12 protein-coding genes are annotated in these 13,904 nt (G+C 36.5%); 4 read left to right on the top strand and 8 right to left on the bottom strand.

All coding sequences use genetic code 11. From position 1 onward, the window contains the following. Positions 1–261: 261 nt before the first annotated feature. Positions 262–1,680, bottom strand: coding sequence for a folate/biopterin family MFS transporter (locus SAGCYANO_RS30110; protein WP_202223424.1), 1,419 nt, complete (start codon positions 1,678–1,680; stop codon positions 262–264). Between the two features lie 1,094 nt (positions 1,681–2,774). Between SAGCYANO_RS30110 and SAGCYANO_RS30105 the strand changes: the two genes are divergently transcribed. From SAGCYANO_RS30105 to SAGCYANO_RS30090, 4 genes are all read left to right on the top strand, one after another. Further along, on the top strand, positions 2,775–3,542 hold the full coding sequence (locus SAGCYANO_RS30105; protein WP_202223423.1) for a WG repeat-containing protein: 768 nt from the start codon (positions 2,775–2,777) through the stop codon (positions 3,540–3,542). A 1,399-nt stretch (positions 3,543–4,941) separates the two neighbouring features. After that, positions 4,942–6,597 carry an ATP-binding protein gene (locus SAGCYANO_RS30100; RefSeq protein WP_202223422.1) on the top strand — a complete coding sequence of 552 codons (1,656 nt, stop codon included), beginning with the start codon at positions 4,942–4,944 and terminating at the stop codon, positions 6,595–6,597. 403 nt (positions 6,598–7,000) lie between these two features. Then, a complete protein-coding gene (locus SAGCYANO_RS30095) occupies positions 7,001–8,044 on the top strand; it encodes an RNA-guided endonuclease TnpB family protein (RefSeq protein ID WP_237396850.1) in 1,044 nt (347 codons plus the stop codon). Between the two features lie 876 nt (positions 8,045–8,920). Next, the gene (locus SAGCYANO_RS30090) at positions 8,921–9,187 is read left to right on the top strand and encodes a hypothetical protein (protein WP_202223421.1); all 267 of its coding nucleotides are present in this window, start codon (positions 8,921–8,923) and stop codon (positions 9,185–9,187) included. A 370-nt stretch (positions 9,188–9,557) separates the two neighbouring features. On the opposite strand, the gene SAGCYANO_RS30085 is transcribed toward SAGCYANO_RS30090, so the two are convergent. The 7 genes from SAGCYANO_RS30085 to SAGCYANO_RS30055 form a co-directional block, all read right to left on the bottom strand. Next, positions 9,558–10,250, bottom strand: a complete 693-nt coding sequence (locus tag SAGCYANO_RS30085) for a sigma-70 family RNA polymerase sigma factor (protein ID WP_202223420.1) — start codon at positions 10,248–10,250, stop codon at positions 9,558–9,560. A gap of 739 nt (positions 10,251–10,989) precedes the next feature. Continuing rightward, positions 10,990–11,433 (bottom strand): YbjN domain-containing protein, encoded by a 444-nt coding sequence (locus tag SAGCYANO_RS30080; protein WP_202223419.1) that lies wholly within the window; start codon positions 11,431–11,433, stop codon positions 10,990–10,992. Between the two features lie 145 nt (positions 11,434–11,578). Then, positions 11,579–11,791 (bottom strand): hypothetical protein, encoded by a 213-nt coding sequence (locus SAGCYANO_RS30075; protein WP_202223418.1) that lies wholly within the window; start codon positions 11,789–11,791, stop codon positions 11,579–11,581. A 476-nt stretch (positions 11,792–12,267) separates the two neighbouring features. Then, on the bottom strand, positions 12,268–13,044 hold the full coding sequence (locus tag SAGCYANO_RS30070) for a WD40 repeat domain-containing protein (protein WP_202223447.1): 777 nt from the start codon (positions 13,042–13,044) through the stop codon (positions 12,268–12,270). Continuing rightward, a complete protein-coding gene (locus tag SAGCYANO_RS30065; RefSeq protein WP_202223417.1) occupies positions 13,041–13,415 on the bottom strand; it encodes a WD40 repeat domain-containing protein in 375 nt (124 codons plus the stop codon). The genes SAGCYANO_RS30070 and SAGCYANO_RS30065 overlap by 4 nt, the downstream gene beginning before the upstream one ends. After that, positions 13,385–13,573 carry a WD40 repeat domain-containing protein gene (locus SAGCYANO_RS30060; protein ID WP_237396853.1) on the bottom strand — a complete coding sequence of 63 codons (189 nt, stop codon included), beginning with the start codon at positions 13,571–13,573 and terminating at the stop codon, positions 13,385–13,387. The genes SAGCYANO_RS30065 and SAGCYANO_RS30060 overlap by 31 nt, the downstream gene beginning before the upstream one ends. A 29-nt stretch (positions 13,574–13,602) precedes the next feature. Next, on the bottom strand, positions 13,603–13,904 hold a 302-nt coding region (locus tag SAGCYANO_RS30055; RefSeq protein ID WP_375340020.1), incomplete at its 5' end, for a WD40 repeat domain-containing protein.

Below are 13,904 nucleotides of genomic sequence, written 5' to 3'. Positions count from 1 at the left end.
GGAAATGAGTAGTAAAGTGAATGCAAGTGCGGGCATCTTGCCCGCGACTGATGTACCTTACTAATATAAAATACGCTGTATTTATTATTCCTTCTTCAACCACCTATAAACTTGGTTAATTTATAGTAGTTTAAATCAAGATAGTAGATGTATTTATTGCCGAAATATTGTGGTTTAAAGCCTCCCATCTTAAGGGGATAATAAATCAAAATTTTCCTTTGAGTCAATCCTCTCCTTAAAAAGAAGAGGTAATTCTAAATTCTAAATTCTTAATTCTAAATTCTTGAACTCTTCTTCATGCTCTATTTTCTCTCCTATTAATTTTCCAGTCTTGGGAGTCAAAGTTAACATATTTTCCTCCTCTTTATCCCCTGTTTGAGCATTAGCTGCGGGCAACCAATTTAGTAAAAGTAATGGCAATAAGGTAGATAGGTTAGTGATAACTATTAACAACCACAAATTATCAAAATTTGTCTCTGTAACTTCTAACCAATGCATTAACAATGCACCTCCTTCATGGGATATAAGTCCAGCTAAATTATAGATAGACATTAATAAAGCAAATAGGGTTGCTTCTACTCCCGGTGGGCAAAGTCTAGCAGCTAAAACTAATACGGGCATGAAAGCAATTTCTCCCATTACTGTTAGCACTAAACTATCTCCTAAACTAAACCAATGGTCATCGATACCTAAACTGCGGTTAGCATGAGTAACTAGCAGTAAGGTAGTCATTCCTAAAACAGCAGAAATAACTATAGACCATCCGAAAATTTTCCGAAAAGGAACAGATTTAAAAAAGCGTTGAAATAGCCAAACACCTATAAAAGCAGCAATACTTGTTACTAACCGTATTCTGCCTAAAAATTCTGGTTGAAATCCTAATTCATTTGTGGAAAAGAAAAAGAAAGCTGACTCAGAATTAGGAGTTGCCTGCCAAAGAAAAAGGAAAGCAGTTGGTAATAAAATTGATTTTTTTGTAACAGCTATTTTTACCTGCTTAATTTGCTGTTTTACATTGTCAAAATTAATCCCAATAGTAACTTTTTCTTCATTAATTAACCAGGCTACAGCAGAAACAATCAAAGGAAAAATAGCTGTCATTAAAAACACAGTTTGATTGCTAAAATGCTCCAGTAAATAACCACTCAAATAAGCAGTTATTAGTCCTCCTAATGCTGAAGCAGCCCAACATAAAGATTGTAGAGAACCCGTACTACTAACAGATTCTTTTTGCACCCTTTGTACAACTAAAGAATCAACAATTACATCACTAATAGCCACCGATAAAGAACTAAGAGCGATCGCTCCTGTAGCTGCTAGTGGAGTATGTACCCATTTTGCCAATGCTACCCAAGAAAACGCCCCCAGTATGCCAGAAAAAATCATATAAGGTCGTCGTCGATAGCCTAATATTGGCACTCCATCTGAAATGAACCCAAAAACAGGTTTAATCATCCACGGTATGACCACAACGCCCAACATTGCCGATACTTCAGCGGGACTCATGGCCAATTCATCTTTGAGAAAGAAACTGACAGCCAGACGTCCCAATCCTAAAATTCCTTGGACGAAGTAAACAAGCAATATAGCTATGAGTTCCGGTGTCGGTTCATTGCCAAAAAATACTCTCTGTTTGAGGGATTTTTTGAGCTTGATTATGCCTTGAGAAGATATAAACATCAGTTAACGCTTATTAACATTTTTTAACCAATATAATCATATCTTAACTAGCCATCAGCTATCAGTTATAGCGCTGTGCGCAGGCAACAGCTCCGGAAAGCAACAGCTCATCTGGGGGAATAAATTGCCTATCATACAAGACTTTTAGCTATTTGGCCTTTCCTGTAATTTGTAAATATACCAGCGCTCATTGCTATATCAGCCGAAAAATTTGTGCATATATTTAGACACCTGTTTGCGCAGTATTTCGTTAGGAAAGGCTTTTAAATGCTACTTTTTCGTAGATTTTTCGCCAATAACAGGACAATTTATCAGGACTTACGTAAAGGCACTATTTATAGAGTATAAAGACTATTGGACAATAGTTTTGAGCGCTATATATAGCGTATCTGCGTAAATCCTATTTATATCAAAAGTATGAAATTCAAGTTATAGCGATCGCCACAACAAAAACTAATCTAAAATCTAAAAACCCAGGCGCTATAGTTGAAAAAACATCAATCTATAGATTCACACTATCTATATCTATAGCGATCGCCACAACAAAAACCAATAGAACTTACGCAGATACACTATATATAGTACTCATAACTATTGTCCAATAGTTACTGGACTCTATACACAGTGTCTTTGCGTAAGTCCTGACTTTTTTACTTTTTTCGTCGATCAAATTCCGAGTAAATAATTAAGTATAAATACTTGCTATACATGATTACTCAATCGCGGCAGCTATGATTTTGTTCTAAAATTCTGTCTCCTTAGTTCCCCTCCCCTCCTGGGAGGGCTAGGGGTGGGTTGGGAGGGGAGGGGCTAGGGGTGGGTTGTCTCCTGACTCCTTCTTCGGTTGCTACATTTTGTCGTGCGGAATGTAGGCTTAAACATCACTTTTTCGTAGAGTCATGGCCCACAATAAGACAATTCATATCAAAAGTATGAAATTTATTTTGATTATCTCTATGTATTGCTGATTTTTGGGAATTTTTGCAATATTTACGATTTGAAATTGAGTCTCTTTAAAAGCATCAACTGTAGTTTGAATTGAAGTATAATAAAATATTATAAATTCTCGCCAAATTTTGCATAAATTATCATCAATGACTAAGTTTTTAATCCCTTTTCAGAGTGATGGGAAATGGGGGTATAAAGATCGAGCTGGAAAGGTTGTAATTCCGCCAAAATTAGAAACAGCAAGTGAGTTTTCTTTAGGAGTAGCAAAAGTCAAGATTAATAATCAAATTCAATATATTGACTCTAATGGAAAATTTTTGGATGTTAATCAACCACAAGAATTAAAAAATTATCATGATGAAGTAACCGATAATACTGAAGAATTAATACGATTTAAAGTCAACGATATGCATGGTTATAAAAATAGAGAAGGAAAAGAGATAATACCTCCTACTTATGTAGCAGCTTGGCAATTTTCTGAAGGTTTAGCACTTGTAAAACAAGACCAAAAGTGGGGTTATATAAACTATAAGGAAAAAATTGTTATTGATTTTATCTATGATTTTGCCGATAGTTTTAGTCAAGGAATAGCAAGGGTAAGGCTAGACAAAAAATATGGTTATATCAATAATTGTGGAGAGGAAGTTATTCCAATTTGTTATGACGAATTAGGAAGATTTAATGGAGAACTTACATTTTTTAAGCAAGGAAAAAAGAGGGGATATATTAATAAAAGGGGAGAAGTAGTTGAAACACCTACTAATCAAGATTTACCAAAGAAAAAACAAGTCAATCTAAAATGTCAAGATACCAAAGCGAACCAAAGTACAATAACAAAAAAACAACTGGAAAATACAAACTATTCACGCAGCAGAAGAACACGCAAAAGAAGTAGCAGCAAAGTCAAGAATTAAAATATAGTGCTTCTCAGATTCATGAGTTACACTTGTTTTTCTTCTTTTCTCTTTCCTGTTCCCAGTTAAAATATTCCCAGTTAAGGTTTTCCCTAAAACCCATAACTTTGTACCTCACAAATATAATAATGTAAGCATTCAGCTATTAGCTGTCAGCTATCAGCAAAAAGATTCTTTCTTATGGGAAAGTGTTTAAATTAATATAGACTTTAAGGGCAAGGGAAGCAACTTTTGTAGTAATACCATTAAATATTGCTTTTATCCTAAACTAAAAGCAATAGCTGATAGCTGATGGCTGACTGCTGAATGCTTACACTTTTTGGTCACTAAAGCTGAAAAGTTGGCACTTTTTTTTCCCTCCAAAAAGGCTAAAACTTTTATATGTCAGTGCTTTTAGATTTAATCAACAAATCCTAATTATTTCTGTTTTAATCTCCTAAAAATCAAACCTAAAATATTATTTAATTTCATAGATTATATGTAAGCATTCAGCCGTCAGCTATCAGCTATCAGCCATGAGTTATTAACTTATTATCTTGGAAGAAGGAATGAGTAGTCAAGGAGTGAAATATATTTGCGCAGCATTCCGCAGGAAATGAAATATTTCTGTCAGCTAACCTTAGTATTTACTTGATTCTTTAAAAAGCTGATAGCTTTTTGTGGAACATTCCGTAGGAAATGCGAGCTAGCTGAATGCTTACATAATAATTGCTATATTCCCTAGATACACTGACCTTTTTACAGCAAAATTAAAATTATGATTTTTTTGATTCAGGAGATGGTATTTATACTCCCAGATTTATTTCTGCTTCCTGCCTGATAAATCACATTCCCCATATCAATTTGCCATATAGAACCCCCGATTATATCTTCATAAATATGCGCGTTTTTTTAGCTAGGAGTTAGGAGTCAGGAGACAGGAGACAACCCACCCTAATCCCTCCCAGGAGGGGGAGGTAAGAGGAAAGAGGGAAGATGTGGGGATAAACAATACAAAAAACACTCCTTCTTCAGATTTTTCCTCAAAATTGATGCGCGAAAAGACTTGACTACCATAATTATATAGATATTAAATGGGTTCCATACAAAAAAAGTATAAAAATCGGTGAATTACCAAATATTTATAATCTGCAAATCATGATAATAAATCAAGAATAAACACTTAATTTATTCTGGCAATTAGCAATAAATATTCACCTCTCAATACTGACTACTAAGTAGGTGAACATAAATAAATTAAATATTAGAGAGGGCTGATTTTTAGAACTCATCACGCTTAATTCAAAGCTTTCGGTTAAACCTGCCCCTAAAATTTTTTGAACGTTTAATTAGACCTACCTACTTACTGACTACTTATCCTTTATACTATGTTTTGAACTGCGAAATGTAGGTGATAAATATGTTTCAAAAAAGTCGTCGTCGTTTAGCAATTTGGTACACCACAGTAACAGCTATTTTATTACTAATATTTGTCACAGGATTTTATATCTATTTCCGAAATACCTTAATCGAACGCATCGACGATACCTTACTTCATGTCGTAGAAGTAGTAGAGCGATCGCTAGTCATCGAATCTTTTCCCACTAAAAATAGTAAAAATTTTCGTGTTAACCTCGAAGCTAGCTTTCGAGATAATGCCAATACAGTAGAAGATGACCATATCGACCTTGAATGGTTTAGCTCCACAGGAGAACTAATTTGGTCAACCTTTTCCGCTCCCCTAAATATTCCCATACATTCCAACCGCACTGGAGAAACAGTACGAATAACTCCTCACTTGGAAAAAATTGAAACATTACAACAACCCATAGATAATAATTTACTACTACGACAGATAACAGATAGAGTAGAAGTCCATCGCCAAGTCTTAGGATATTTGCGAGTCAGTCATCCTTGGTTTGAAGTAACAAAGCCAATTCGCCAATTAATGCTAGACTTAAGTATCATTACCTGTTTAGTAATAATTTCAGTAGGAGCAATAGGTTGGTTACTTTCTGGGTTAGCAATACAACCAGTACGGGAGTCTTATCAACATCTGAAAAAATTTACTGCTGATGCTTCCCACGAACTTCGCAACCCCATAGCAATGATTCAAACTAATGTACAAGTTGCTTTAGCAGACCAGGAGTTAGCATCATCCGAACATCAACAACAACTACAAGTTATCGAACGTTTGACTCGTCGGTTAGGAAAACTGGTAGATGATTTACTATTTTTGGCACGTCAAGATAGTGGAATAGTACAGTCGCAATTTTCATCAGTGCCATTAGATGCTTTATTGATAGAAGTAGTAGAAGAACAACAGGCGATCGCTACTGCCCAAAATATAAATCTAGAATTAAAAATTTCCCTACCCGATATTATTGAAAAGGCAGTTGAAGAAGGAGTCAGGAGTCAACCCACCCCTAACCCCTCCCAGGAGGGGGAGTCAGGAGTCAGGAGGGAAAATTGCATGGGGTATCTCACCTCAAACAATTTTGAACACCGTGTAGACGGTGGGGTATTAAACCCGCAAAAAAAAGATAAAAATCAAGACAAATTTTCAACCATCAAAAATCTTACATCTGAGGAAGATATTACACTCACAGGAGATTGGGACCAACTAGCCAGGTTATTTACAAATCTGATTAGTAATGCAATTCAGTATACCCCATCTGGTGGTCAGATAGTAGTAGAGTTGCAGCATCTTCCCAAAGTCAAAAAAGCAACTTTAAGGACTCAGAAAAGGGAACTAAACAATAGCTCTGAAAGTAGTGGAGTAATTTTCAGAGGTTGTCAAAACCTTAAATATAAATATGACTGCCTTCAAATAACAGTCAAAGATAATGGTATTGGTATTCCTCTTGATACATTATCACGATTATTCGATCGCTTTTATCGAGTAGACCCTGCTCGTTCACATCATGGTACAGTTGGGTCAGGTTTAGGGTTAGCGATCGCCCTAGCTATTATAGAAAATCATCATGGCCAGATATCCATAGAAAGTCATCCTCAAGTTGGTACTATGGCCACAGTCACTTTACCTATAGATCGGAGCCAAATCAAATCCGGTTGAATACTTATCATATATTTTAGGGTGAGGAGCAGGGTAGTAGGGGCGAATGGCATTCCCCCGGGAGTAGGAGAGATTGAAGTAATTCTAGAATTTTCAAGAATTTAGAATGCGCGAATTTATAATTTAGAATTACCTCTACCTTATAAAGAAGAGGATCGACTCAGAGGAAAATTTTTCTTTTTATCCTCTTAAAAGAGAAGGTTTTCAACCGCAATTTTTCGGTAAACATATATTATATAACCGGATTCTATATCAGATTAATATTTGATTTACGAAAGATGGACGATAGTTTGAAAGCCACGTCTTTTTAAAGCGTGGATGAAAAACGAACGGGGGATTTTAATCGCCTTAAAATTTGTCATTTTTCTTCTTTAATGTTATCCTATTAAAGGAGGTAATAAAGATGTATGGATGTCAGCAAGAGTTAATTAAAATTCCCGAAATTATTCCGTTTTTAGAATACTTATGTACCACAGCAAATAAACTCATTAATTGTGGGATTTATTTGGCTAGGCAGTGGTATTTTAAGTTAGGTAAGATTCCGGGCAAATACAACTTAGAAAAGAAGTTAAAGTCCAATAGTAATTATCAGTTTTTGTATTCTCAAGCAGCACAACAAACTCTTAGAGGAGTAGCAGAAGCATTTAAGTCTTATCAAGCACTTTCTCAGAAGTATCTCAAAGGAGAATTAACTGATAAACCTCAACTGCCAAAATATCGCAAAAAGGGAGGAATGGGGGTAATAACTTATCCTAGACAAGCTTTAAAGCTGGAAAATGGTCAAGTTAAAGTACCTCTGGGAAGAAGGGTTAAAGCAGCATTTAAAGTTGATAGTTTTCTCTTATATTTCCCTAGTAATCTTAAGTTTAAAGAAATCAGAGAAATTAGAATTTTACCTCGTAACTTCTGTTTTTATGTCGAATGGGTTTATGAGCTAAAAGCCGATCGACCTCAGCTAGATAAAGCCAAAGTTATAGGCATAGACCACGGAGTTGATAATTGGTTAAGTTGTGTTTATAATGTAGGGACAAGTTTTATTATTGATGGTAAACACCTGAAGTCAAAAAATCAATGGTACAACAAACAGATAGCTACAATTAAAGACAATAAACCCCAAGGATTTTGGTCAAATAAATTAGCGCACATAACTGAAAAACGCAATAGGCAGATGCGTGATGCTGTTAACAAAGCAGCCAGATTGCTGATTAATCATTGTCTTAAACATGGAATTGGTCGAATAGTTTTTGGTTGGAATAAACGACAAAAAGATGGTATTGATATCGGTGCAAAAAACAACCAAAAGTTTGTACAAATCCCCACGGCTAAACTCAAAGAAAGAATTATTCAGTTATGCGAATTATACGGCATAGAGTTTATTGAAACTGAAGAGTCGTATACCTCGCAAGCTAGCTTTTTAGATGATGACTTCTTGCCAAACAGGGCGTGAAAAACCCAGAAGTTGGAAGCCATCAGGCAAGCGAATTAAGCGATGCAGCGCCGCCAAAGGGGGTTTCCCCCATGAGCGACTGCATCAAGACAACGAGGACTCTATCAAACTCAAAAGGGTTTGTTAGTTAATGCTGATTGCAATGGCGCGGCTAATATCCTCAAAAAAGTAGCGGCAACTTTAAGGTTTTCCCTTAAAGAAGTCAGTAGAGGCAGTTTGATCATGCCTTTGAGAATCCTGTTTTGGATTGCTTAAGAATCCCCTGTGCTTCAGCCAGGGGAATATCAAAAGAACGGTTAACTTATCTAGTGTAGTATTATTTAAGGATTTTTTTGGCAGTTCTGTCATCTGAAAACCTCATCTAATAGTTTCATACCTTATGAGTGTTGGTCTTATCTGTTTGCGCAGCATGACCTAGGAAACTGTATTGACTGATAACTGATAACTGATAACTGAAATGACCTCTGATTCAAAATCTCAGGATATGATGACTCAATACCTTTCTAAACTTGTGGAAAAAAACCCCGATCGTTAGTACCATTTGTAGCAGTTTAATCATGGGACTAATTACAGTTGCTATAGCTGGAGGGCCACCCCCCTGGTACTACTAAACCACCTACTCAACCTTCAAGACAAGAACCTGCGGAAGTAGAAGAGAATACTCAACCTCGTCGTCGTCAACCTCCTGGTAGTCAGCCATCTGGCGGTCAAGGAAAACCAGTAGAGGCCCAACCAGAGAATACTGAACCTCGTCGTCGTCAACCTCCTAATGTAGGAAACCCTGGTGGCCAGCAGCAAGAGATTAATCAAACACCACCACAATTTCCTGAACCTGCGGGTAGAGTTACGCCTGTTGAAGGTCTCATTACTCTAAGATTGATTAATCAAACGGATGCCGTAATTAAATATCAAGTAATTGGTGGCCGACATAGGACTCTAGGAGAAAGGTCAGTAGTAGAAATATATGAATTGCCAGTCCCATTAACGTTAACCTACCAACGTCCTGATGGAGGGTTATTATTAGTAAGTCCTCGGGGTATTTCTCCTAGAGTATTAGAGGTGAGGTTCAATTCCACAGAAAATTTTGATTTAGATACTAAGTCATTAAATATTACTGGGGGAGGAGGAGTATTTTTGAACTAGCGCCGCGATGTGGAAGTTAAAAGTCAGAAGTCAGAAGTCAGAAGTATTGATTTGTAAAAGTCAAAAGTCAAAAGTCAAAAGTCAATCATTTTTGATTTGTAATTGTTTTCGGTAAAAGACCTACTTCTTATGGGGACGTTTTGCTAATGCAAAGCTTTCCTCATTAATTCTATGGAAATGCAAAGAGCATTAATGCCGAACCATTTTGTTTTATAGCAAAAAAAGACTTGCTTAGTAGATAAATTGACGATATATCTCAGACAGACAAATTTTTTTCCCACAGATGAACTGTTACCTATTTGCTAGAGTATTGACAACTGACAACTGATAACTGATAACTGATAACTGATAACTGATAACTAAAATTATGTCAGGATTTTGGTTCTTTTGAAACTTGGAGAAATTGATTTATATTCGTACTAACCTGTTCCATATCATCATTAAAATAGATAGCTTTAATATCCTCTGGTAAATTATTATCTAGATTATGGTATCCCTGCTGCAACAAAGACTTTACCTGCTCAGATGAAATAGTTTCTCCCTCAGCTTGGAGATATGCCGCAATTCTTGTTTCACTCCAGTGGAAAGTCTCAGACATTAACAGAATCAAACGGAGGAGTGCATCTAACTGTTCTAATACTTGTCTAACATAACACCATAAAGGCGGTGGAGCTATCTGTAAAGAATAACGAATTGATTCCACAGGAGGAATTTCTGCTTGGTTAAGACTAACAGCAGTAACATTTATTAACCAATTCTGGAGAGTAGTATTTTCGTTGCTTGGATCTGCCCCCTCTCGTAAATCTAGGCCACGCAGTTCATAAAATATATGTTGCCAAGTTTGGGCAAATAGATAATCTGCTTGAACCGGGGACCGCACGGAATGTTGAATTAAAGTTTGGACTATCATACCATAGCGACAAAAAATTGTTACGAAGTATTTTCCTTGGTCTGGATAGTTTTGAAATAAGGTCAATAGTTCCTGGTCACTATGATGGAATAGTGACTTAACTATAGGGTGATTAGATTCAGGAAATGTGTAAGTAGGCTCTGTTTTTAGCATATATAAAAAATTTAGATTATTGAATATTCGGCCTAACCAATATTAATTCTAAAATAAGGCAATTAAAATTATTAAGCTGTTCAGAATTTAGGCGTTGCTAGTTAATAAAGTCAGAAGTCAGAAGTCAAAAGTCAGAAGTTGTTTTTGTAACGGGGATTTGAACAACCCTCCAAAAACATTTCGCCAATCAAGGCAGGGTTTAAAACCCAATTATTTTGATAAATGTATGATATTACATAAGTTAGAAGTCAGAAGTTAGGAGTTGAAAAGGAGTTTTTTCCTAACTATTAGAGTAGAGAGAGGTCTAATAGACATCTCCAATAGACATCTCCAATAATAAAAAATAAAATTAATTATTGTACAGAAATTACTAATTCTTCTCGCCTACTCCCTACTCCCTACTCCCTAATAATAAAAAATAAAATTAATTATTGTACAGAAATTACTAATTCTTCTCGCCTACTCCCTCTTTTCTAGAGAGGTCTAATATAGGGCTTGTGCTCATAAAGCTAAAAGTCAGGAAAGCTTACGGTAATGGAGCTTTTTAGATTCAGTTTATCTCCTAGTTATTTGCTCTTATTTGCCTCAAAATACCGAAATTTTCTGCTGAAATTCAAGAAAATTTCTTTACATAAAATGGCCAAAACCGTTGCGTTTTCCCCCATTCTCCGCGTCCCCGCGTCTCCGCGTCCCCGCGTCTCCACGTCCTAGCCCCACCAACCAATTTTTTCCGCAGACCCTAATATATTCTGTCCATGGCCCTATGTCCACCCCACTGTTCAACAATTTTATCGTCGTATTCATCAGAAATTGCTAAAACTGCTCTTACTGATGCTTCTAATTCTGGTTTATCGCAAGTAGAACCGACTATTGTATGTTCAAATATAATGCTATTATTTTCATCTATACCAAAAGCACCAAACCGCATTTTACTATTTTCTTGCAGTAAAAATTTCATCAAATCTGTTTTTAAATCTACATTGGTCACAACATAGGAGCGAGTATTTATTATTGCTTCATTATCCCCCCAAGCAAAAACAGATACTTCAACTAAGGCAGAACCCATAAACAAAGTAATACCTGGTAAGTCTTGTCTCACGCAGGGAAATTTATCAAATAATTCTCTCATCCAGAGAGATACTTTGTTGTAACAAGCTTCTTGTACATTTGTCTCAAATTTCATTATTTTTCTCCAAAAGCTTTACTAGAAACTATAGCGCTATACCCAAGTCAAAAGTCAAAAATTAAAAGTCAAAAATTAAAAGTCAAAAGTAATCCCTAGTATAGAAGTCGAAGGAAAAGGCGTGGACAGATCAAAAGCTTAAAGCTCAGACAAAGTAAGATTTTTCCTTCTTGCTTCTTGCTTCTTGCTTCTTGCTTCTTGCTTCTTGCTTCTTGCTTCTTGCTTCTTGCTTCTTGCTTCTTGCTTCTTGCTTCTTGCTTCTTGCTTCTTGCTTCTTGCTTCTTGCTTCTTGCTTCTTGCTTCTTTCTTCTTCCTTCTTCCTTCTTTCTTCTTCCTTCTTCCTTCTGCTATATATCAATTTTTGAAGTTTGAGATAAAATAAACTATAAGTTGATTATTTTCCTAAGGATACAATTATGAGTGAAATATTAACACCTAATTTAGTAGCCCAAATTCTCACTGTACTTGGATCGGTGGGTTTTTTATTCCTGGCAATTCAAGCATTGCAATTACTAAAACAATAACTATTACAACAATAATGACATTGATATATTGATTTCTATCGGGCGATCGCAGTAATTTTTGCTCAAAAGCAATTTGTTCTTAGATGATTGAGCGATCGCTCTTTAATATTATGTCCACTTAAATATCACCCAAGACAAACTTTCTCTTCTATCCTTCTTTCGTCTTATATAGAACCCAATTATACAATGTATCTTTAATAATTCTATAATTACTTCAATCTCCTCTACTCCCCTACTCCCCTACTCCCCTACTCCCTACTCCCCTACTCCCTACTCCCCCACTCCCCCACTCCCTCACTCTCCACTCCCTCTATTCCCTATAACTTTCTAATGTTAAAAAATGTACCCTTCCAGAAGCTTCACCAACAATAATTTTTACTCCATCTTCTGCCACAGCGCAACATTCCAAAGAACTCTCTCCTGTAAAATGAGCGATCGCCTGTCGCTGTTCTAAGTCCCAAACTTTGAGAGTATGATCGTCAGATGCAGAAATCACTTGCTCACCATTTGGTGTGACTGCAACTGAACTTACCCAGTCAGTATGACCGCTCAAACTAAATAGTTCCTCCGCAGTTTCCAAGCTCCAAACTTTAATAGTCTTGTCAAAAGACCCAGAAATTAGTCGCTTACCATCTGGTGTTACTGCCAAAGCTTTCACCCACCCATTATGACCGACTAAAGTAGAAACTGCTTCTCCAGTTTCCAAGCTCCAAACTTTAATAGTTTTATCAAAAGACCCAGAAATTACTCGCTTACCATCTGGCGTTACTGTCACTGAACTTACCCAGTCAGTATGTCCTATCAGAGTAGCAACCTCCTTTAAAGTTTCTAAACTCCAGACTTTTAGAGTTTGGTCAGATAAACAGGCGATCGCTCGTTTACCATCTGGTGTAACTGCCACAGCAAAAATACATCTAGTGTTACCTTTTAGACTCAACAACTCCTGTGCTGTTTCCCAGCTCCAAATTTTAAGAGTATTATCATCCGAACATGATATAATACGTTTGTCTGGTAATGCTGCTACTGAATTAACTCTATCGGTGTGACCTTTAAGAGTACAAACTGATTTTGTTGTGTTTAAATTCAGACCTTAATTGTATTATCCCAAGATGCTGATGCTGCTTGTCTATCTGGCAGTGCTACTGCTGCATTCACCCTATTAGTATGTCCGATAGGAGGTGGTAATTCTACAGAAGTATCAAGACTCCAAACTTTGAGAGTAAAATCATCAGAACCAGAAATTATGCGTCCATCTGGTAAAACTGCAACTGCATATACAGAGTCAGCATGACCTTTGAGAGCAAATAACTCTTCTCCTGTCTGGAGACTCCAAACTTTGAGAGTATTGTCGGAAGCAGCAGAAATAATTCCCTTACTATCTGGAGATACTGCTACTGCATTTATCCCTTTGGCGTGACCTTTGAATGTCAAAGTAGTTTTTGGCTGTGCAAATTCCAAACTTTGATTGTGTTGTCAGAAGAACCGGAAACTACTTGTCCTTCTGGAAGTTTCGCCACAGTTCTCACGCCACCCGTATGACCACTCAGTGTTAATAATTCTTCTCCTGTCTGGATATCCCAAATTTTGAGAGTGCGATCCGATGAACCTGAAATAATTTCTCGGTCGGATAATACCGCTAACGAATTTACCCAACCTTATGACCAGTGAGGGTTAATTCTTCTTTTTGTGTTTCCAAATTCCAGACTTTAATCGTATTATCTGAAGAACCAGAAATTAATCTACCATCTGGTAATACTGCCACTGCTCTTACTCCTCTTGTATGACCAGTGAGGGTGAGAAATTCTTTAGTTGTTTCCAGGTTCCAAATTTTGATGCTGAAATCATCGGAACCAGAAATTACCAATTTTTCATCTAGTAATGCTATAGCTCTAATTCTCCCTCTGTGACCAGTTAAGGTTGCTATTTCTTTCCCTGTTTCCAGGTTCC

It is taken from the genome of Okeania sp. KiyG1 (genome assembly GCF_014132355.1).
Classification (GTDB): Bacteria; Cyanobacteriota; Cyanobacteriia; order Cyanobacteriales; family Microcoleaceae; genus Okeania.
This window is presented reverse-complemented; position numbering and strand designations above follow the sequence as displayed.

What these genes read in the sequence shown, in the direction of transcription:
- SAGCYANO_RS30110 (WP_202223424.1), bottom strand. Translation starts at nt 1,680, where the DNA reads ATGTTTATATCTTCTCAAGGCATAATCAAGCTCAAAAAATCCCTCAAA.
- SAGCYANO_RS30105 (WP_202223423.1), top strand. Translation starts at nt 2,775, where the DNA reads ATGACTAAGTTTTTAATCCCTTTTCAGAGTGATGGGAAATGGGGGTAT.
- SAGCYANO_RS30100 (WP_202223422.1), top strand. Translation starts at nt 4,942, where the DNA reads ATGTTTCAAAAAAGTCGTCGTCGTTTAGCAATTTGGTACACCACAGTA.
- SAGCYANO_RS30095 (WP_237396850.1), top strand. Translation starts at nt 7,001, where the DNA reads ATGTATGGATGTCAGCAAGAGTTAATTAAAATTCCCGAAATTATTCCG.
- SAGCYANO_RS30085 (WP_202223420.1), bottom strand. Translation starts at nt 10,250, where the DNA reads ATGCTAAAAACAGAGCCTACTTACACATTTCCTGAATCTAATCACCCT.
- SAGCYANO_RS30080 (WP_202223419.1), bottom strand. Translation starts at nt 11,433, where the DNA reads ATGAAATTTGAGACAAATGTACAAGAAGCTTGTTACAACAAAGTATCT.